General features: G+C 43.5%; 15 protein-coding genes and 5 tRNA genes. 16 read left to right on the top strand and 4 right to left on the bottom strand.

Features of this window, described 5'->3' with window-relative positions; all coding sequences use genetic code 11:
* The first annotated feature begins 53 nt into the window (after window positions 1-53).
* Window positions 54-2069, top strand: coding sequence for a DNA helicase Rep (gene rep, locus L4C54_RS21835; protein WP_428809793.1), 2016 nt, complete (start codon window positions 54-56; stop codon window positions 2067-2069).
* Window positions 2070-2170: 101 nt separating this feature from the next.
* On the opposite strand, the gene L4C54_RS21840 is transcribed toward rep, so the two are convergent.
* The gene (locus tag L4C54_RS21840; protein ID WP_428809794.1) at window positions 2171-2584 is read right to left on the bottom strand and encodes a c-type cytochrome; all 414 of its coding nucleotides are present in this window, start codon (window positions 2582-2584) and stop codon (window positions 2171-2173) included.
* Between the two features lie 297 nt (window positions 2585-2881).
* Between L4C54_RS21840 and L4C54_RS21845 the strand changes: the two genes are divergently transcribed.
* From L4C54_RS21845 to L4C54_RS21890, 10 genes are all read left to right on the top strand, one after another.
* Window positions 2882-2958 (top strand) — tRNA-Arg (locus tag L4C54_RS21845).
* A 47-nt stretch (window positions 2959-3005) separates the two neighbouring features.
* Window positions 3006-3081: transfer RNA gene (locus tag L4C54_RS21850), tRNA-His, on the top strand.
* A gap of 130 nt (window positions 3082-3211) precedes the next feature.
* Window positions 3212-3288 (top strand) — tRNA-Pro (locus L4C54_RS21855).
* A gap of 42 nt (window positions 3289-3330) precedes the next feature.
* A tRNA-His gene (locus L4C54_RS21860) sits at window positions 3331-3406 on the top strand.
* A gap of 53 nt (window positions 3407-3459) precedes the next feature.
* Window positions 3460-3536: transfer RNA gene (locus L4C54_RS21865), tRNA-Pro, on the top strand.
* A gap of 994 nt (window positions 3537-4530) precedes the next feature.
* Window positions 4531-6246, top strand: a complete 1716-nt coding sequence (locus L4C54_RS21870) for a dipeptide ABC transporter ATP-binding protein (protein ID WP_428803693.1) — start codon at window positions 4531-4533, stop codon at window positions 6244-6246.
* Between the two features lie 144 nt (window positions 6247-6390).
* Window positions 6391-7941: an ABC transporter substrate-binding protein gene (locus L4C54_RS21875; protein WP_428803692.1), complete on the top strand. Its 1551-nt coding sequence runs from the start codon at window positions 6391-6393 to the stop codon at window positions 7939-7941.
* 182 nt (window positions 7942-8123) lie between these two features.
* Complete coding sequence (locus L4C54_RS21880) at window positions 8124-9101, top strand: ABC transporter permease (RefSeq protein ID WP_428803691.1); 978 nt, start codon at window positions 8124-8126, stop codon at window positions 9099-9101.
* 1 nt (window position 9102) lies between these two features.
* Window positions 9103-10041, top strand: a complete 939-nt coding sequence (locus L4C54_RS21885; protein ID WP_428803690.1) for an ABC transporter permease — start codon at window positions 9103-9105, stop codon at window positions 10039-10041.
* Between the two features lie 137 nt (window positions 10042-10178).
* Window positions 10179-11090: an SPOR domain-containing protein gene (locus L4C54_RS21890; RefSeq protein ID WP_428809795.1), complete on the top strand. Its 912-nt coding sequence runs from the start codon at window positions 10179-10181 to the stop codon at window positions 11088-11090.
* Between the two features lie 29 nt (window positions 11091-11119).
* On the opposite strand, the gene L4C54_RS21895 is transcribed toward L4C54_RS21890, so the two are convergent.
* Complete coding sequence (locus L4C54_RS21895) at window positions 11120-11893, bottom strand: chromosome partitioning protein ParA (protein ID WP_428803688.1); 774 nt, start codon at window positions 11891-11893, stop codon at window positions 11120-11122.
* Window positions 11894-11996: 103 nt separating this feature from the next.
* On the opposite strand from L4C54_RS21895, the gene L4C54_RS21900 reads away from it, so the two are divergent.
* From L4C54_RS21900 to ascB, 3 genes are all read left to right on the top strand, one after another.
* Window positions 11997-12890, top strand: a complete 894-nt coding sequence (locus L4C54_RS21900; protein WP_428809796.1) for a response regulator — start codon at window positions 11997-11999, stop codon at window positions 12888-12890.
* Between the two features lie 278 nt (window positions 12891-13168).
* Window positions 13169-14647 carry a PTS cellobiose/arbutin/salicin transporter subunit IIBC gene (gene ascF / locus L4C54_RS21905; RefSeq protein ID WP_428803686.1) on the top strand — a complete coding sequence of 493 codons (1479 nt, stop codon included), beginning with the start codon at window positions 13169-13171 and terminating at the stop codon, window positions 14645-14647.
* A gap of 81 nt (window positions 14648-14728) precedes the next feature.
* On the top strand, window positions 14729-16159 hold the full coding sequence (ascB, locus tag L4C54_RS21910) for a 6-phospho-beta-glucosidase (protein ID WP_428803685.1): 1431 nt from the start codon (window positions 14729-14731) through the stop codon (window positions 16157-16159).
* 142 nt (window positions 16160-16301) lie between these two features.
* On the opposite strand, the gene gorA is transcribed toward ascB, so the two are convergent.
* Entirely contained in the window at window positions 16302-17657 is a 1356-nt protein-coding gene (gorA, locus tag L4C54_RS21915; protein WP_428809797.1) for a glutathione-disulfide reductase, read from the bottom strand.
* 293 nt (window positions 17658-17950) lie between these two features.
* Window positions 17951-18790: a 23S rRNA (adenine(2030)-N(6))-methyltransferase RlmJ gene (locus L4C54_RS21920; RefSeq protein ID WP_428803683.1), complete on the bottom strand. Its 840-nt coding sequence runs from the start codon at window positions 18788-18790 to the stop codon at window positions 17951-17953.
* A gap of 185 nt (window positions 18791-18975) precedes the next feature.
* Here L4C54_RS21920 and prlC point away from each other — a divergent pair, with 185 nt between their 5' ends.
* Window positions 18976-21018, top strand: a complete 2043-nt coding sequence (prlC, locus tag L4C54_RS21925) for an oligopeptidase A (RefSeq protein ID WP_428809798.1) — start codon at window positions 18976-18978, stop codon at window positions 21016-21018.
* 128 nt (window positions 21019-21146) lie between these two features.
* Window positions 21147-21326 carry a hypothetical protein gene (locus L4C54_RS21930; protein ID WP_428803681.1) on the top strand — a complete coding sequence of 60 codons (180 nt, stop codon included), beginning with the start codon at window positions 21147-21149 and terminating at the stop codon, window positions 21324-21326.
* Window positions 21327-21334: the final 8 nt, after the last annotated feature.

The following is a 21334-nucleotide window of genomic DNA, read 5'->3' on the forward strand; positions in this document are numbered from 1 at the left end:
TTGGGCTGCAGGATTATTATAGCTCTCCTAATGAGTACAAAATTGAGAACATCATGAAGCTGAACCCACAACAAGATGAAGCAGTAAAGTTCGTATCAGGGCCATGCCTTGTGCTAGCGGGAGCTGGTTCGGGTAAAACCAGGGTAATCACCAATAAGATTGCTTACTTGGTTCAGCAGTGTGGTTATAAAGCACGAAATATTGCTGCGGTGACCTTTACCAATAAAGCCGCGCGAGAAATGAAAGAGCGTGTTGGGCAAACATTAGGGAAAGCGGAATCAAAAGGTTTGATGGTCTCAACTTTTCACACTTTGGGTCTCAATATCATTCGTCGTGAATATAAAGTTCTTGGTTTAAAGGCGGGATTTTCCCTGTTTGATGACCAAGACCAGATGGCGTTATTGAAAGAGCTAACTGAAAAGCAGTTGGACGGTGATAAAGATCTGCTGCGCCAATTGATGAGTGCCATCTCTAATTGGAAGAACGACATGCTCACCTCCGAGCAAGTTTTAGCAAGAGCGGTAGGTGAGCAAGATCAGCTGTTTGCTTTCTGCTACGAGATGTATTTAAAGCAGATGAAAGCCTACAACGCGCTTGATTTTGATGATCTAATCTCACTACCTGTATTGTTACTACGTACGAATGAAGACGTACGTAAACGCTGGCAAGGCCGCATTAAGTATCTGTTGGTGGATGAATACCAAGATACCAACACAAGCCAATATGAATTGGTGAAGCTTTTGGTCGGTGAGCGAGAGCGATTAACCGTGGTAGGTGATGATGATCAGTCAATCTATTCATGGCGTGGTGCCAAACCGCAGAACTTAGTGCTTCTTGGGCAAGATTACCCAAGTTTGAAGCTGATTAAGCTTGAGCAGAACTATCGCTCAACGTGCCGAATTCTGCGCGCAGCCAATATTTTGATTGCTAATAACCCCCACGTGTATGAAAAAACGCTGTTTTCAGAGATCCCAGAAGGTGAACCGCTCAAAGTACTTCTTGCTAAAAATGAAGAGCATGAAGCTGAGCGTGTTACGGGTGAAATTATTGCTCACAAGTTCTTAAACCGAACCAACTATAAAGATTACGCAATTTTGTATCGTGGTAATCACCAATCACGTCTGATTGAAAAGTGGCTAGTACAAAACAAAGTGCCTTACAAACTATCGGGTGGCACATCGTTTTTCTCACGTGCTGAAATTAAAGACATCATGGCGTACTTACGCGTCTTAGTGAACCCAGACGATGACAATGCGTTTTTGAGAATCGTTAATACGCCGCGACGTGAAATTGGCCCTGTTACTTTAGAAAAATTAGGCAGTTACGCCAATATGCGCGGAAAAAGCCTGTTTGCTGCAAGCTTTGAAATGGGCTTAGAACAGCATCTAACCGGGCGAGGTCTAGAAAATCTGCAACGTTTCACACAGTGGATTGTGGCCATTTCGGACAATTCCGAGCGTGGCAATACCGTTGAAGCGGTTCGCTCATTGGTTCGTGATATCAACTATGAAGATTGGCTATACGAAACTTCTTCAAGTGCTAAAGCGGCTGAGATGAGAATGAAAAACGTCTCTGATCTCTATTCATGGATTGTTGCTGATTTAGAAGGTGATAACTATGACCAAGAAGAGAAAACATTAAAAGAGGTGGTCCTCAAGCTGACATTAAGAGACATGATGGAGCGCGGTGAAGATGACGAAGACAACGATGCGGTTCAATTGATGACGCTTCATGCATCTAAGGGGCTAGAGTTCCCTTACGTCTACTTACTAGGTTCTGAAGAGGGTATCTTGCCGCATCAAACCAGCATTGATGAAGATAATGTCGAAGAAGAACGTCGTTTGATGTACGTAGGAATTACACGAGCACAAAAAGAGCTGACCTTTACTATGTGTAAAGAGCGTCGTCAGTACGGTGAACTTATTAAGCCATCGCAAAGCCGTTTCCTTGATGAGTTGCCACAAGATGATATTGAGTGGGAATCAACCAAGAAGCCAGTCTCAGCAGAAGAGAGAATGGAAAAAGGGCAAGCGCATATTGCCAACCTGCGAGCCATGTTTAAAAAGTAAACGTAACGTCATAAGCGGAATGCTGAATAAAGAAAAGGCTCGGTTAACTATAGCGATATAGTTAACCGAGCCTTTTCTATTTTATAAGGAGAAGGGTGTTATTAAATGCCTTCAATCATGTGCTCAATAGCAGCGATGATTTCATCATCTGAACAATCCATACACGCGCCTTTTGCAGGCATTGCATTGAAGCCGTTGATCGCGTGGTCAGCAAGAACATCTTTACCTTGAGCAATTCGAGGAGCCCAATCACCCGCGTCACCTGTTTTAGGAGCGCCACTTACGCCAATGCTGTGACAAGCGGTACAGAACATGCCATACACAGCTTTACCGTCACGAGGGCCAGTTGCTTCAGCGACGACTGGCTCACTACCAGCTAGGTATACATTACCTACAGGCTTGATGCGTTCAGAAATGGCATCGTACTCTTCTGGGCTAACGCTACCTGCGTATGCTGCTGTAGAGCTTAGTAAAGCGGCGAAAAATACAGTTAAGATTCGTTGAGACATATCCATTAAACTCACTTTAAATTCCCAAGGTAAGTACATGCTTACCAATTATATAGTTAATAGTTTTTATGTTGATCTAAGGACGCCAAAGTCTGTTAAATCAATGTAAACAGTGGGTGATTATATCCTGATAAGTTGTTGCATTAAACAACAAGTTATCGTCCATTCAATGATTATTATTTGTGAAATAGGTCTTTGTCACACTTTAATTGCCCAAAAAGACACCAAACGATAAAAAAAGTTGAAAAAGTACTAGACGGCCTAGGGTGATATACGTATTATTCCACTCCGCCGATAGGGCATGCGCCCGTAGCTCAGCTGGATAGAGCGTTGGCCTCCGGAGCCAAAGGTCGAAGGTTCGAATCCTTTCGGGCGCGCCATCCGGATGCTTGCACAAGTAAGTGGCATATTGGCAAAAAACATAATGGTGGCTATAGCTCAGTTGGTAGAGCCCTGGATTGTGATTCCGGTGGTCGCGAGTTCGAATCTCGTTAGCCACCCCATTATTTAGGTAGCTCAGTTTACTCAGTAAATAAAAGCTTCCGGTTTTGATTCAAGTTACACCCTAAGAATCGAAACGAAATTGGAAAGGTTGTTTAAGTACAACTCAAACCAAGTAAAAAAATACAATGTCGGTGAATAGCGCAGCTTGGTAGCGCATCTGGTTTGGGACCAGAGGGTCGGGGGTTCGAATCCCTCTTCACCGACCACTATTTCAATAATCGCAACAGCGGTTATATAAAAAATTAGTGGTGGCTATAGCTCAGTTGGTAGAGCCCTGGATTGTGATTCCGGTGGTCGCGAGTTCGAATCTCGTTAGCCACCCCATTAATTTTGGTAACGTAAGTTTCCTTTTTCGTTAAATCGAAATAAAACCTTGTCGGTGAATAGCGCAGCTTGGTAGCGCATCTGGTTTGGGACCAGAGGGTCGGGGGTTCGAATCCCTCTTCACCGACCACTTTAATAAGCCCCAGTCGAAAGACTGGGGCTTTTTTACGTCTGTAGATCGGAGTATTGAAGCATAGTTTGGAGTCAGAGGGTCGGGGGTTCCCAATGGTTTCTAAATAAGGCTCTTCACCGACCACCTTAAGAAGCCTCAGTCGAAAGACTGGGGCTTTTTTACATCTGTAGATCGGAGTATTGAAGCTTGGTTTGGGGCTAGAAGCTCGGGGGTTCCCAATGGTTTCTAAATAAGGCTCTTCACCGACCAGCATTAAGAAGCTCAGTCAGAAATGACGGGGCTTTTTTACATCTGAAGCTTAGTTGAATGAATGTTTGGTTGGGGTATCTCAAGAGCAGCCTCATTTTTGTAAAAATATGTTTACTGAAAATAGAATAAAATAGTTAGCTATAGGGCCTGAAGTCTAGGTGCTCATGCTCTAATGAAACTCTCCCTAGCATTTTTGAACTGAATCACACTGGAGTTTTTATATTGAGCTAACCTATATTGTTCCTGAAACTAATCGTCACTACTTAAATGAAAGTTGGATTGATTTGGTTTTATCATCTACTTATTTACTATGGATATGGTTTATTTAACTACAACTATATAGCTTATTGGTTGATGTTTCTGTTTTGTTAATTTTAACCGTTATATTATTTGTGAGAAATTATTCACGAATGTGTTTTTATGATCTACGGGTTTACGTAATACTTTTAGGTGAAAGTGCTGTTGAATTCTATCTTGGTGCAAGATGCACTTAATTGGTATTACCAATATTAAATGCAGTTTTATTGCATATATATCCACACACTTTGCTCCTAATCTGTTTGATATCGACTTTTTATCCTCTATTTGTTGCTTTTCTGTGAGTTTTTTGCCAAATTGATGACCTTGTTAATTGCCAGAACATTCTACTGGCAAGAATGGATTCAATTTGTATCAGTATGTTTGCGCGCAATACTGGTATCAGACAGGGCAGAAAACTGTCAAAGCAGTCGAGGTCTGATAAATGTCGCTATTAGAAGTTCAAAATCTTCGTATTGAGTACCCATCTCGTCATGGGGTTCACGCTGCGGTTAAATCACTTTCGTTTAATATTGAACGTGGTGAAATTGTAGGTGTTGTTGGCGAATCAGGAGCAGGTAAATCAACGGTCGGTAACGCCGTTATTGATCTACTGAGCCCTCCTGGCCTTATCGCAAGTGGTGAAGTGTTTTTAGATGGAGAAAAGGTATCTGGCCTAACTCCTGAGCAAATGCGAAAAGTTCGTGGATCGAAAATTGGTTTTATTTTCCAAGATCCGATGACCTCTCTTAATCCTCTATTCACGGTTGAGCAGCAATTGACCGAAACGATCCATGCCAATATGAAAGTATCGGCCGAAGAAGCGTATGAACGCGCTTTGTCGTTAATGAATCAAGTGGGGATTCCACAGCCTGAAAACCGTTTGAAGCAATACCCTCACCAGTTCTCTGGTGGTATGCGTCAACGTGTTGTTATTGCCATCGCTCTAGCGGGTGAGCCCGATTTAATCATTGCAGATGAGCCAACTACAGCGTTGGATGTATCAATTCAAGATCAAATCCTAAAACTTATTCGCGATCTTTGTATCGAGAAAAATGTGGGCTGTATGCTGGTTACCCATGATATGGGTGTGGTTTCCAATGTAACGGACCGTGTTGCGGTTATGTACCGCGGAGACTTGGTTGAATTTGGTCCTACTGCGAAAGTGCTGGGCGACCCAGATCACTCGTATACTCGAAGCCTCATTTCTGCGGTTCCTCGCTCTGATGTGAAACTCGATCGTTTCCCATTGGTTAGCTACATCGAAGAAGCGGCTGAGATGGAGCCTCTCGATGTGAAGAATCACTGGCTTGGTCAAAGCCAAGATCACCGTGATTACACTGGTTCTCTATTAAGTGTTGAAAACGTTAACCTACGTTTTGTCACTAAAGATTCTCTGTTTGAAAGCCGACGTGAATTTGTTCAAGCGTCAAACAACGTAAGCTTTGATGTACTTGAAGGTGAAACCTTTGGCTTGGTAGGCGAGTCGGGCTCTGGTAAATCGACCATTGCACGTGTTATTGCCGGCTTATACGCACCAAACTCTGGCAAGGTATCGTTTGAAGGTATTGATTTAACGGCGATGAAGTCTGAAAAAGAGCGTCGTCCTCTGCGTCGTCAAATGCAGATGGTCTTCCAAAACCCTTATACGTCGATGAACCCACGTATGAAGATCTTTGACATTATTGCCGAGCCAATTCGTTTTCATAAGTTAACTCGTAATGAAACGGAAACACGTCAGATCGTCAACGATCTTCTTGATCACGTTGGTCTAGGTAGTATGTCGGGCGTTAAGTATCCACATGAATTTTCAGGCGGTCAGCGTCAACGTATCTCGATTGCTCGTGCATTAGCCACGCGCCCTCGCTTACTGATTTGTGACGAACCAACATCTGCGTTAGATGTATCGGTTCAGGCACAAATTCTAAACTTGCTGAAAGATTTACAAGATGAGTTAAACCTCACCATGCTGTTTATCAGTCATGACTTACCGGTTATTCGCCAAATGTGTGACCGTGTGGGTGTGATGCAAATGGGTAAACTGTTGGAAGTTGCACCAACTGAGCAACTGTTTACGACACCTCAGCATGAATACAGCAAACACCTAATTTCATTAATGCCTGAATTCTTAGGCTTAAGAGAAGACGTAAAAACGGCATAAGTCGTTTCGAATTGCCGAATGGTCTTAAATGCCATTCGGTGTCGAAGAACTGAGCATGCTTGCAAACAGCGAGCGGCTTGGACATAAAAAGCAGAAGCAAACACAACAACTAGGGATTCGGATTCCCGCATAAGGAGTTATGCAATGAAAACCATGAAAAGCAAACTAGTAGTCGCAATGATGGCTGCAGGTCTTAGCTTTAGCGCAGCAGCAGCTGACATTAAAGTAGCGTACGACGCAGATCCAGTATCACTGGACCCGCATGAGCAGTTATCGGGCGGTACACTGCAAATGTCTCACATGGTGTTTGATCCACTAGTTCGTTACACGCAGGAACTGGATTTTGAAGGACGCTTAGCAGAAAAATGGGAACGTGTTGATGACACAACTTTCCGTTTCTCTCTACGTAAAGGCGTTAAGTTCCATTCAGGTAATGAGCTATCAGCTGATGATGTTCTTTGGACATTTGATCGTCTTAAAAACTCACCAGATTTTAAAGCAATCTTTGAACCATACGAAAAAATGGTCAAGGTTGATGATTACACTGTTGAAATCATTTCTAAGGGTGCATACCCACTAGTTCTTCAAACTGCGACTTACATCTTCCCAATGGACAGCAAGTTCTATTCAGGCACCACCGCTGATGGTAACGAGAAGTCAGCAGTTGTGAAACACGGTAACTCGTTTGCTTCTACAAATGTTTCAGGTACTGGTCCGTTTATCGTGACTGAGCGTGAGCAAGGCGTACAGGTTGTGTTTGAACGTTTCGGCGATTACTGGGATGAGAACACTGGTAACGTTGATAAGCTAACGCTAGTACCAATTAAAGAAGATGCAACTCGTGTTGCGGCACTTCTTTCTGGTGGCGTAGACATGATTGCACCAGTAGCACCTAACGATCACAAGCGTGTTAAGAGCGCAAATAACGTTGATCTAGTAACGCTACCTGGTACTCGTATCATCACGTTCCAAATGAACCAAAACAGCAACGAAGCATTGAAAGATGTTCGTGTTCGTCAAGCTATCGTTCATGCGATTAACAATGAAGGTATTGTTAAGAAAATCATGAAAGGTTTCGCTACAGCGGCTGGTCAACAAGGCCCTTCAGGCTACGCTGGCTATGATGCTGATCTTGTTCCACGTTACGACCTGAAAAAAGCGAAAGAGCTTATGAAGGAAGCGGGCTACGAGAAAGGCTTTACGCTTTCTATGATGGCGCCAAACAACCGTTACGTGAACGATGCGAAGGTTGCTCAAGCTTCTGCAGCAATGCTGTCTAAGATTGGCATCAAGGTTGATCTGAAAACAATGCCTAAAGCGCAATACTGGCCAGAATTTGACCTATGTGCAGCAGACATGCTGATGATCGGTTGGCACTCAGATACTGAAGATTCAGCTAACTTCTCTGAGTTCCTAACGATGACTCGTAATGAAGAGACAGGTAAAGGTCAGTACAACTGTGGTCACTATGCAAACGCAGAAGTGGATTCACTGGTTAATGCAGCAAACGTAGAAACTGATTCTTCAAAGCGTGCTGAAATGCTTAAGACAGTAGAAGAAACACTGTACAACGATGCAGCGTTTGTTCCTCTACATTGGCAGAACCTAGCGTGGGGCGCAAAGTCTAACGTTAAGATCGGTCCAATCGTAAACGCAATGAACTTCCCTTACTTTGGCGACCTAGTGGTTGAGTAAGTAAGGCTTAGGCATCCAATCCACATATTTAAGATTGTAAATTGAAAATAGTGCATTGGGTGCCTAGTTAATTTTTGGCATTTAGCTTTGTTTCAGTCGGCTAGGTGCCATTTTTAAGACTGGATTTTTTGTTTCTACTTATATTGAGTAGAAAATCATGGATAGTTAAAAAGGGGCAAGGAATGTTTTCGTTTCTGGTCAATCGCCTGTTTCAGGCACTGATAGTGATGTTTGTGATCAGTTTGGTGGCGTTTTCCATTCAAGATAATTTGGGTGATCCGCTGCGTGAGCTTGTAGGTCAGTCGGTTTCAGAAGCTGAGCGTCAAGCGCTGCGAGATGAGCTAGGCTTAAATGATCCCTTCGTTACAAAATATACCCGTTTTATTACGGCTGCCTTGCAAGGTGATTTAGGCACATCTTACTTCTTCAAGCGACCAGCGGTTGATGTCATTTTAGATAAGCTGGTAGCAACATTAGAGCTCGTATTTGGTGCGTCCATTATTATAGTGGTTTGCTCTATTCCTCTGGGTGTCTACTCTGCTATTCATCCCAAAAGCGTTTTCACTAAAGTTGTAATGGCATTCAGTAGTGTCGGTATTTCCGTTCCTGTTTTCCTTACTGCCATCATGTTGATGTATGTGTTCTCTATAGAACTCGGCTGGTTACCTTCGTATGGACGAGGCGAAACGGCTAATGTTCTTGGCTGGCAATCTGGTTTCTTTACCATTGATGGCATTCGCCATTTGATTCTGCCTTGTGTTGCTCTTGCATCGATTATGTTGCCACTGTTTATTCGATTGGTACGTTCTGAAATGCTTGAAGTACTAAGCTCTGAATACATCAAATTCGGTAAAGCGAAAGGGCTTGCACTGAATAAAATCTATTACCAACACGCACTGAAAAATACCATGTTACCGGTACTAACGGTGGGTGGTGTTCAAATTGGTACTATGGTGGCTTACACCATTTTGACTGAAACGGTATTCCAGTGGCCGGGAACAGGTTTCCTATTCTTAGAAGCGATCAACCGTGTTGATACGCCACTTATTACGGCTTACGTTATTTTCGTTGGGCTTATCTTTGTTGTTACCAATACCATTGTTGATCTGCTCTACGGTGTGATTAACCCAACAGTAAACCTAACGGGCAAAGGATCTTAAGATGAATGAAGTAGCCACAGCTCCGAGTCGTTGGGAGCGTTTTAAAAATTCAGACATCGTGTATTACTTCTTGCGCGATAAAGTTGCGATGACCAGCTTTGCCATCTTTATGATGTTCTTAACACTGGCATTGGCGGCACCTATTTTATCGCCAACGGACCCGTATGATCTTTCGTCTATCGATATCATGGATTCAGAGCTTCCACCTTCTTGGATGGAAGACGGTGATTCGAACTTTTTGCTGGGAACGGATGAACAAGGGCGCGATATTTTATCGACGATTCTTTATGGGTCACGTCTCTCTTTGACTATCGGCTTTCTTGCCGTTGGTCTACAGCTAACGTTAGGTATTATTATTGGTCTATCAGCGGGTTATTTCGGTGGCCGTATTGATAGCTTCTTAATGCGTTTTGCTGATGTTCAGCTTTCGTTTTCGACCATGATGGTCGCAATCATTGTTTCGGCTATTTTTAAGGCGAGCTTTGGTAGTGACTTTTACAGCCAATACGCGGTGGTGATGCTAGTTGTGATCATTGGTGTGGCAGAGTGGCCTCAGTATGCGCGTACTATTCGTGCCTCGGTACTGGCTGAAAAGAAGAAAGAGTATGTGGAAGCTGCTCGTGTGATGGGCTTTAAAGCGCCACGCATCATGTTCCGCCATATTTTGCCAAACTGTTTATCTCCAATTTTGGTTATTTCAACGGTTCAGATTGCTAACGCGATTATGTCAGAAGCCGCGCTGTCATTCCTTGGATTGGGTCTTCCAGTTGATCAGCCATCGCTAGGTGCTCTAATTAGTACTGGCTTTAACTACATCTTCTCCGGTGCGTGGTGGATTACTGCCTTCCCTGGTGTTGTACTTATTACCTTGGTATTGGTGATAAACCTACTGGGTGATTGGTTACGTGATGTATTCAACCCTAAAATCTACAAAGGGTGATCCGCACCGATTGATTTTTATTCGAAAATCTAACTAAACTAGAGCCGTAAGTTATTACGGCTCTTTTTTTGCATTCAATTTAGCTATACAGCCTCAAATGAGCTAACCAAGGCAAGACGATTAAAGGTTAATGAAGTATGGATACGAAGTTGGTAATCAAGCCTAGAATGATCGGAGTGAAGTTCTTGAGTATGGTCGCTCTGTCTCTCCCATTTATTTCTCACTCAGTTTCAGCAGAAGAATTCTTATGTGATGCCACCCAAGCATCGACGAGCAAGTTGCCGGTTTTAGATAGCGCCTGCCCAATAGGTAAGGGGCTTTGGGGTAATCAAAAACCGAAAGGGAATCAATCGAGCTTTTGGATTCAATGTGGTGTGCTTTCTAAACCGCTCCCCCTAGCTAAAGCGAAAAGTATTTATCAGCATATCTCCACTGACGTTTGGTTAAAACCTGAAGAGAAAGGGCACCGTTGTTTGATTGGCCCTTATAATGATTTTGCTAAAGCAACGCAGGAACTACGGAAGGTAAGAACGGAATCCGCTTATAAAGAAGCGTTTATTCGTGAAGTTCGTAAAAATGCACAAGCCAGTAATGCTGCCAAAGATACGCCATTGAAGGTTGCTCCAGTGAAAAGTGAGAAAACCGCTCAGAAGACCTCGACTATTGGCGCTCCAGTTATGGCGGTAACGGCATCTAAAGTAGAGGAGAGCAGCTCAGAGAAGACTGTAGTGCGCCTAAAGGCGACGGTTGAGTCTCTAGAGTACCGAGTGCCTTATACCAACATGGAAGATGGGCAATTTTATATGGAGCATGGTCTGCCGTGGAATCGCTTAAGTTATACGGCGGCAACTGAGGTTTGCAATTCTATGGGCATGCGCTTGCCACTTGAGCATGAGTGGACAACATTGTTAGAAGCGAAAGTTATGGAAGGTGATAATTGGCCGATGCACCTGCCTTACTGGGGTTTTGAGCGAAAAGGGATGTTCACTAGCGGTAAGATCAGCCAACTGAAAGGCACTTCACTATTAAATGTGTTGTGCGTTAAATAGGGATAATTATCGTTAATATCGATGGTAGGTTATTCGGATTTATCAGCATCCATTTTTTTAGATAGGTCCAGATATTTGCTTTCGACGAAATCTTTCTCTTTCCCTAAATGCTGCAACTGTTGTTGAGCCTGTTCTAGTTCTTGCTTAATGGCTTCAACGTCTTCACTTGAACCTTGCGGCTCCTGTTGCTTCAACTCTTCAATAGTATTAAGTAGCTCTTCTTTCTCTGTTTGATATTGCATAGCTAAATCTTGAAAGCCACCCGCTTGGCTGATTTGAATGTACTCTTGTTCGAGTTTTTCGAAATCTTTTTCTAATGCGGCGTTCTCTTCACGTAATCCTTCAACGGTATCGTTTTGGTTAAACAGTTTTTTTCTCGTTACTCTTAGCCCTTTCACACTTTTATCTAGATCGCCTTTAAGCTTGCGGATAAGTTGGTGTGACTTATTGAGTTTTAGGTTTAAGTCGTCAATGGAGGCTTGTTCTTCAGGGCTAATATGCTGTGCGGTTGAGCTGCGAAGCAGTGCCATTTGGCTTTCTAGAGCCTGCTGAAGTTGGATTAAGTCAGTTAATGTATCGTTGTTCTCTGAGGCATAATTTAGAGCGTTATCAACGGATTGCTGGCACATGTGTAGTGTATTATCATCCATGCCTTTATTTTCAGAAGTAAAGCCTCTAGCGAATTTTCGAAACTCACGGATGATTAACAGCAGAATGATGAACCAACCAGATAGGATCACTAAGCCAAGATCAATGGCGAGCATTCCAAGTATTTCTTCTGTCAGTAAATCCGCTATCGACATATTTATCATCCTTTGCAATGACTTGCTTAGGTTGTAAGTTTAGTTGTTATAAAAATTTGTGCCTATACTTTGAACAGGTTACAACGAGATTAGATGAGAAATAGTGAAAGTTCTGATTGTTGATGACAGTAAAGCGACGTTAGAAATTGTGCGACGTGCGCTTGAAACATATCCCTACAAGCGGCTATCGATCAATAAAGCCGATAATGCGGCAGAGGCGCTGGTGCTCGTTGAAGAATGGAAACCAGATATCATTTTAACCGACTGGTATATGCCGGGAATGTCGGGGCTAGAACTGGTGGAAATTATTGCTCAGATGAGTCCTGATATTAAGATCGCCATGATTACTATGGTTGATGATGAGCAAATGATTGTAAAAGCGCAGAAAGCAGGTGCACTGTTTGTTCTCTCAAAGCCTTTTGATGATGAAGACTTGCATAAAAAGCTTCGCCCATTGACGACAACTATTGGTGATAAGGGGATGCTGGCTGACCCAACGGAGTATCAGGGTGATCTCGCACTTCCTCAGGTCTCTACGTTAGAAAAACACATGCAGCGTATTGTCTCTAAAGATATGACGTTGTTCATGATCCACCCACAAGAGTTTGATGAAAGTAAATTGCCGTGTTTAATGGCCATGTATGTTGATAGTGAAAATCAAAAACCAAAAACCATCGCACTACTCGATCTTCAGGCAATTTGTTTGTTCGCTAAAAGTAATAAAAGCATCTCTGATTCAGATATTAAGCATGCCCTCGAGAGTAAAGTGGTCAGCAAAGAGATATTAGATTCCTGCCATAAGACGATGACGGATACAGCTTTAGCATTTTTGGATAATCGCACTAAGAAAAGTTTACGCTTAAAGAGTGTGAGTTTATTGCCGCATACGTTTGAAAAATTAGAAAAACTCTATGCCAAAGGTCCAGAAGAGCGCGTCGATTTCTCTTGCCAAATAGGGGAGTCGGAACTTGGGAAGGTGACGTTGGTTGGGTACTAAAGTTTATCAGTCGACGATAACGCTCCCCTCATTTCACCCGATGTAACTTTTAAGGCTATGACTTCATTGTCATTAGTTTCATACCCTTCTGTATAAGTTTGTGCTTGATCCCACTTCTCACTCTTTATTTAAGTTTCCAGTTTATCCTATTGATGTTATCGGTAACATGTTACCGATAACTTTGAGTGTCTAGTTACATATAGCGAAGTGGCGTATCGAGAGGATTGATATTGACGCTAGTTTACTGTCACTGGAATTAACTTTTTTAAGGGATAAGAATGGCCAATGATTACCGAGCAATAGCGCAATCTGTTGTGAAATATTTGGGTGGGAAAGACAATGTCTCGGCTCTCACACACTGTATGACTCGATTACGATTTGTAGTGCATAACTCAGAGAGTGTCGATATTGCTAAACTCAAGGCAGTTAAAGGTGTTATGGGGGTGGTTGATAACGGTGACAAAGTACAGGTCATCATTGGTAATGAAGTTTCCTATGCACATGATGAAATTATGGCTCTCTGTAGTATGTCTTCTGCACCGACTTCGGCAACACCCGCTAAAAAAGAGAAACTAACAGCAAAATCTGTTGGGGCGAAAATGCTAGATGCGCTTGTTGGCACCATGTCTCCATTGATTCCTGCCATCATTGGTGGCTCGATGGTGAAACTCCTCGCCATGGTGCTTCTCATGACCGGCTGGATGGAATCAGATACGCCGACGTTGATCATTTTGAATGCGATTGGAGATGGTGCTTTCTTCTTTTTGCCTGTGATGGTTGCAGCGTCAGCATCGATTAAATTTAAGACCAATATGTCGTTGTCTATTGCGATTGCCGGTGTACTTATTCACCCGAACTTCATGGAATTGATGGAGCAAGCGGCGCAAGGTCAGCATGTTGACTTCTTTGGTATCCCAATCACCTCCGTGAAATACACTTACACCGTTATTCCTGTACTGGTTATGACATGGGTGCTCTCTTACATTGAACGTTGGGTAGATAGCATCACACCGGCGGTGACGAAAAATTTCTTAAAACCAATGCTGATTGTATTAATTTCCGCACCGATCGCGATTGTTCTTATTGGCCCATTTGGTATTTGGATTGGTACAGCTTTATCTGCACTTGTTTACACTATCTACAGCACTTTAGGTTGGCTATCGGTCGCAATTATGGGGGCACTTTGGCCACTACTTGTTCTAACCGGGATGCACCGTGTTTTCACTCCTACCATTATTCAAACCATCGCGGAAACAGGCAGTGAAAGTATGGTGATGCCGTCTGAAATTGGCGCGAATATAGGTATGGGCGGCGCGTGTTTAGCTGTTGCATACAAAACAAAAAATAGTGCATTAAAACAAACTTCTATGGCTGCGGGTGCTTCGGCTATCTTTGCGGGCATTGCTGAGCCTGCGCTTTATGGTGTTCTTGTACGTCTTAAGCGCCCACTTATCGCAACTATGATTACTGGTTTCATTGTGGGTGCGCTTGCCGGTATGGCGGGGCTAGCGAGTCACTCAATGGCGGCACCAAGTCTGTTTACGAGTGTGCAGTTTTTCGATGTAAATGATCCTATGAGTATCGTTTGGGTCTTTGCTCTGATTGCACTGTCCATCGTACTTTCATTTGTATTAACACTCGTTCTGGGTTTTGACGATATTCCTGAAGATGAGGCTGATTCTGATACTACATCAGCAAAAGAAGAGTCTGAGCAGAGTAGCAAAGACAACATCAAAACTTCGCCTATCACCGCCTAGGTAAACAGTACGTTTCGCTACGCAACTTAATAAACAAGTCACCTTAAACCATAAGGTGGCTTTTGCGATTTAGAGGATACTATGTCAAAGATACAATTTCCCCAGGACTTTCTATGGGGTGGCGCTATTGCTGCCAACCAATCTGAGGGCGCTCACCAAGCCGGTGGAAAAGGGCTCACTACTGTCGATATGATTCCATATGGCGAAAACCGTATGCCAATCAAACTCGGTCAGGTTGACCACGTTGAGCTAAGCGAAGATGAATTTTACCCTAGCCATAACGCGATCGATTTCTACCACCGTTACAAAGAAGATATTGCCCTGCTAGCTGAGATGGGTTTTAAAGTCTTTCGTATGTCTATTGCTTGGAGCCGAATCTATCCAAATGGTGATGAGCTTGAGCCGAATCAAGCGGGGTTAGATTTCTATCGCGGCGTATTCGAAGAGTGTAAAAAGTATGGCATTGAGCCGCTGGTGACTCTGTGCCATTTCGATGTCCCGATGCATTTAGTTAATGAATATGGCTCGTGGCGAAATCGTAAGATGATCGAGTTCTTTAGCCGCTATGCTCGCACCTGTTTTGAACAGTACAAAGGGCTAGTAAAATATTGGCTAACGTTCAATGAAATTAACATCCTGTTAGCCAGTCCGTTCTCTGGTGCTGGTCTGCTATTTCAAGAGGGTGAGAACCACGATCAGGTCAAGTACCAAGCGGCTCATCATGAATTAGTTGCGAGTGCCTTAGTGACTAAAATTGCTCATGAAGTGGATGAGCAAAATCAAGTGGGCTGTATGCTCGCTGGTGGTAACTTTTATCCTTACTCTTGTAAGCCACAAGATGTATTAACGGCTATGGAAAAAGATCGTGAAAATCTATTTTTTATTGATGTGCAGTCGCGCGGTTACTATCCGTCATACGCTAAGAAAGTCTTCGAACAAAAAGGTGTGGTACTGGAAACGGAAGAACAAGACTTCGAAATCTTAAAGAATACCGTCGATTTTATTTCATTTAGTTACTATGCGTCTCGTTGTGCGTCTGCTGATATGAATGAAGGCAACACCAGTGCAGCTAACGTCGTGAAGTCAATTAAGAACCCACATCTTCCGGCGAGTGATTGGGGGTGGGTTATCGATCCTACTGGCCTTCGTATCACTATGAATACGCTGTATGACCGTTATCAAAAGCCGCTTTTTCTAGTGGAGAATGGCTTGGGTGCTAAAGATACCCTCGAAGACAATGGCGAAATTAATGATGGTTACCGCATCGATTACTTGCGTCAGCATATTGAATCGATGCACGATGCGATGACCGATGGTGTACCTCTTATGGGCTTTACTCCATGGGGTTGTATTGATCTTGTTGCCGCATCAACAGGTGAAATGACTAAGCGTTACGGGTTTATTTACGTTGATCGTGACAACCTTGGTGGCGGTACACTAAATCGCATTCCTAAAAAATCATTCCACTGGTATAAAAAAGTGATCGCGAGCAACGGCAGTGACCTTACTTAAGTCTTTCATTTCGACTTGCACTTATATGGGAATCAATTAAATAGACACGATGCGCTTCAAATCCCCCTAGATTAGAAATTTGTGTCAATAAAAAAGGGCTTAAGTGAAAACTTAAGCCCTTTCCTTATAGTCTATCTGACGATCAACGCATCGTTACAAACTCTTCACTGCCCGTAGGGTGAATCGCTACAACTGCATCAAAGTCAGCTTTCGTTGCGCCCATCTTCATTGCAACAGCAAAGCCTTGGATCATTTCATCAACTGTGAAACCAATGCCGTGTAGGCCAACAACTTTCTCGTCTTCGCCTGCACACACTAGCTTCATTTTACAAGGTTGACGGTGCTTAGTGACGGCTGTGTACATCGCCGTAAAGCCAGACGTGTAAACCTTGATGTTGTCTTTTCCGTATTGCTCTTCCGCTTCTTGAGTCGTAAGACCAATCGTACCGATAGGTGGGTGGCTGAAGACAACCGTAGGAACTAGGTTGTAGTCCATTTTCGCGTTAGTTTGACCATTGAACAGACGCTCAGAGAGTTGACGACCCGCTTTAATCGCAACAGGGGTCAGTTCAATACCGCCTTCCATAATGTCGCCAACACAGTAGACACCTTTAACGTTTGTCTCTTGGTACTCATCAACTTTGATGTAGCCACGGTCGTTAGTTTCAACGCCGGTTACTTCTAGGTTGATTGCGTCTGTTGCTGGGTGACGGCCAATTGCCCAGATCACTTCATCAACATTTTTGCTGTTGCCGTTCTCTAGGTGAAGCGTCAGGCTGCCATCGGCTTCTTTAACAATCTCTTTTGGCACAGAGTTGTTGTGCAGAGTCGGACCTTCAGCTGCCATAACTTCGACTAGCGTTTCGATGATCATTGGGTCAAAGCTACGAATAGGAGTCTCTTTACGACAGAACAGGTGAGTTTCTGTTCCTAAGGCGTGAAGAACGCCAGCGATTTCAACCGCAATGTAACCCGCACCAATAACAGCAACACGCTTTGGTTGCTCCATAAGGTCGAAGAAACCATTAGAATCAATACCGTGCTCTGCGCCAGGAATATTTGGAATCGTTGGGCGACCACCTACGGCAATAAGGATGTGATCCGCTGTGTATTGCTCACCGTTAACTTCAACAGTTTTTGCATCAACAAACGTTGCGAAGCCTTTGATGACGTGTACTTTGTTATTGCCAAGTACACGGTCGTAAGATTGATGAATACGGCCAATGTACGCTTGGCGGTTTTCAATCATCTTGTTCCATTTGAATTCTTTTAAATCAACATCAAAGCCGTAGTCTTCTGCATATAGGTTAATTGCTTCAGCAACTTGAGCACCATGCCACATCACTTTCTTTGGTACGCAACCCACGTTTACACACGTGCCGCCAAGATCTTGAGCTTCGATAAGTGCCACTTTAGCGCCATGCATAGAAGCACGGTTTGCTGATGCAATACCACCAGAACCACCACCGATACAGATATAATCAAAATGCGTTGCCATTACGTTCTCCGAAAGCTTGTTATTTTAAGACGTTGAGTAACCAATACATTGGGGGCGTGAGTTAAGAACTCAATATCACCACGCTGTTTAGTTAGAATTTGCTACCCCTACTATAAATCGAATCTAACAACTTTAGCTAATGGAAAAAAGTCACAATGATGATGAGAAATAACGATTAATCAGCTTAATAGGTAGGGGGAATGTTTAGAATTAAGAATTATGAGTGGATAGAGGAACTAAGGCATGCCGCCTACCGGTGACGATGCATGCCTATGATTGAGTTTAAGTTGTTGCTATTCAGGTACAATCCAGTCGACTTTAAAGTGTCCTGTAGCTGGTGCAATCGCCTCTTTTAAGAAAGGAAGAATCTCTTTCATTTGGCTTTCCAGCTTCCATGGAGGGTTGATAACGATCATGCCCGAAGCGGTCATACCACGCTCATTGGTATCAGGTGAAACACCTAACTCTATTTGCAAAATTTTGCTAATACCAAGCCCTTCAAGACCTTCAATCATATCTTCAATGTCACAGCGGTTAACCACTGGATACCAAATGGCATAAATGCCGGTTGCCCAACGCTTATGACTTTGCGCGATTGCAGTCACCACATCACGATACTCTTTTGCCAGCTCGTAAGGTGGATCGATCAGCACTAGGCCACGACGCTCTTTTGGTGGCAAGCTGCCTTTTAAGCGTTGGAAACCATCTTCTTTGTAAATAGAGACTTGGCGGTCACGGTGAAACTCTTGCTCTAGTAGAGGATAATCACTTGGGTGCAATTCAGTCAGAACCATACGATCTTGAGGACGAATATGAGCACGAGCAACGCACGGTGAGCCTGGGTAATAGCGTAAGTCTTCGCCGTTGTTTAACTGCTTGACCGCTTCAAGGTAGCTTTGAATATCTTCAGGGATATTATCCTGCGCCCACACTCTAGCGATACCCTGTTTAAATTCATTGGTTTTTTCTGACCACTCGTGAGTAAGATCGTAACGACCCACACCTGAATGGGTATCATGATAAACGAAGGGCTTATCTTTTTGTTGTAAGGAGTTCAAGATCAAGCTTTGAACTATGTGCTTAACAACATCGGCATGGTTGCCGGCATGAAAACTGTGGCGATAACTTAGCAAATTAGACTCTCAAACACTTATCGATGAAGTGCGCATAATTGAAATATTCTGTTAAGGGGATTATACGCCACTATTGAAATTTCCATAACCTACCTATATTTAGTATTTACTATAAATAATAAATTCTGAGATAAGCATGTATGCTGCTCTCTTTATAATTAGCCCAATCGTAAAAAGGAACGTTTATGTCGAACCCGCTTTTGACCTTTACCGATTTACCGCCATTTTCTCTTATTAAGCCAGAGCACGTAAAACCTGCTGTTGAACAGTTGATTGCTGACTGTCGTGAGAAAATTGAACAAGTGCTAAAAGACAACACTAAGCCAAGCTGGAAAAACCTGATTGCACCAATTGAAGAGGTCGACGATAAGCTAGGCCGCGCATGGTCACCTGTGAGCCATTTGAATTCAGTTATGAACAGTGAAGAGCTGCGTGAAGCGTATGAAAGCTGCTTACCGATCCTATCTGAATATGGCACGTGGGTAGGGCAACACAAAGGGCTATTTGAAGCGTACAAGACGATTCAAGCGAGCGACGAGTTTAGCTCACTGACTCAAGCTCAGAAAAAGTGCATCACCGATTCATTGCGTGATTTCGAACTTTCAGGCATTGGCCTACCTGCCGATGAACAGCATCGTTACGGCGAAATCAGTAAGCGTATGTCAGAGCTAGGCTCTCAGTTCTCAAATAACGTTCTCGATGCCACTATGGGTTGGAGCAAACACATTACCGATGAGAAAGAACTCGCGGGTATGCCAGAATCTGCGATTGCAGCAGCTAAGGCGGCGGCAGAAGCAAAAGAGCTTGAAGGGTACTTGCTGACGCTAGATATACCGTCATACCTGCCCGTTATGACTTACTGTGATAACCAAGCGCTGCGTGAAGAATTATATCAATCGTATGTAACAAGAGCTTCAGATCGTGGCCCTAACGCGGGTAAGTGGGACAACACCGAACTAATTGCCGAACAGCTAAAACTGCGTTTTGAAATCGCGCGTATGCTTGGCTTTAATACCTTCAGTGAGAAATCACTGGCAACCAAGATGGCTGAAACACCAGAGCAGGTATTGGGCTTCTTGAATGACTTAGCGGTTAAAGCGAAGCCACAAGGTGTACGTGAAGTCGAAGAGCTACGTCAATTTGCTGAGAAAGAGTTCGGTGTCACTGAATTGAACCTATGGGATATCGGCTACTACAGCGAAAAGCAGAAGCAGCATTTGTTTGAAATTTCAGACGAAGACCTTCGCCCATATTTCCCAGAATCAAAAGCGGTCAGCGGCCTATTTGAAGTGCTTAACCGTGTGTTTGGTATGAGCGTTAAAGAGCGTGAAGGCGTTGATACGTGGCATAAATCAGTTCGCTTCTTTGATATCTTTGATGGTAATGACAAGCTACGCGGTAGCTTCTACCTAGACTTGTACGCCCGTGAACACAAACGTGGCGGTGCGTGGATGGATGACTGTCGTGGTCGTCGTATTACTGAAAGTGGTGAGCTGCAAAGCCCGGTTGCGTACCTAACGTGTAACTTTAACAAGCCCGTTGGCGATAAACCTGCCTTGTTCACGCACAATGAAGTCGTGACTTTGTTCCATGAGTTTGGCCATGGTATCCACCATATGCTGACTCAGGTTGATGCAGGTGATGTTTCTGGTATTAATGGCGTTCCTTGGGATGCGGTAGAGCTACCAAGCCAGTTCCTAGAGAATTGGTGTTGGGAAGAAGAGGCGCTAGCATTCATTTCTAGCCATTACCAAACGGGTGAAGCACTACCAAAAGAGATGCTTGATAAGATGATGGCGGCGAAAAACTTCCAGTCGGCGATGTTTATTTTGCGTCAGCTTGAATTTGGTCTGTTTGATTTCTCATTGCACACGGAATTTGATCCAGAAGTCGGCCCACGTGTTCTTGAAACGTTAGCGGAAGTTAAATCGAAAGTCGGTGTTCTGCCAAGCCTAGAGTGGAATCGCTTCTCGCACAGCTTTAGTCACATCTTTGCTGGTGGTTATAGCGCGGGTTACTACAGCTACTTATGGGCAGAAGTCCTATCAGCAGATGCGTTTTCTCGTTTTGAAGAAGAAGGTATCTTCAACAAAGAGACAGGGCAAAGCTTCCTAAATAACATTCTAGAGATGGGTGGAAGTGAAGAGCCAATGACGCTATTCAAGCGCTTTAGAGGACGCGAGCCTCAAATCGATGCGATGTTAAGACACGCAGGTATTGAAGCGTAAAAGCTAGCTTTTAGTTAAGAATAATTACTAAATATTGATAATTGGACCCCACTCTTTACTTTCGAGTAACTCAAAGAGTGGGGTTTTGTTTATAATGAGTATATTAATTTCAAGGAGATAAATTGATAATGAAATCAGTAGTGGTAATTTTAACTGGGCTAATAATCTTAGGCACGAGTGGTTGTGCAGAACTGAAAGAAGCGGGCACTGCAATTGGCCATGCGACTCGAGACACCACCAAAGCGATAGGCCATGCATCACGAGATGCAGTCAACTCTGTGAAAGACGATTTAAGTGATGAAGAGTAGTCTCCTTT

This window comes from Vibrio lamellibrachiae (genome assembly GCF_050337265.1).
Taxonomy (GTDB): Bacteria; Pseudomonadota; Gammaproteobacteria; order Enterobacterales; family Vibrionaceae; genus Vibrio; species Vibrio kyushuensis.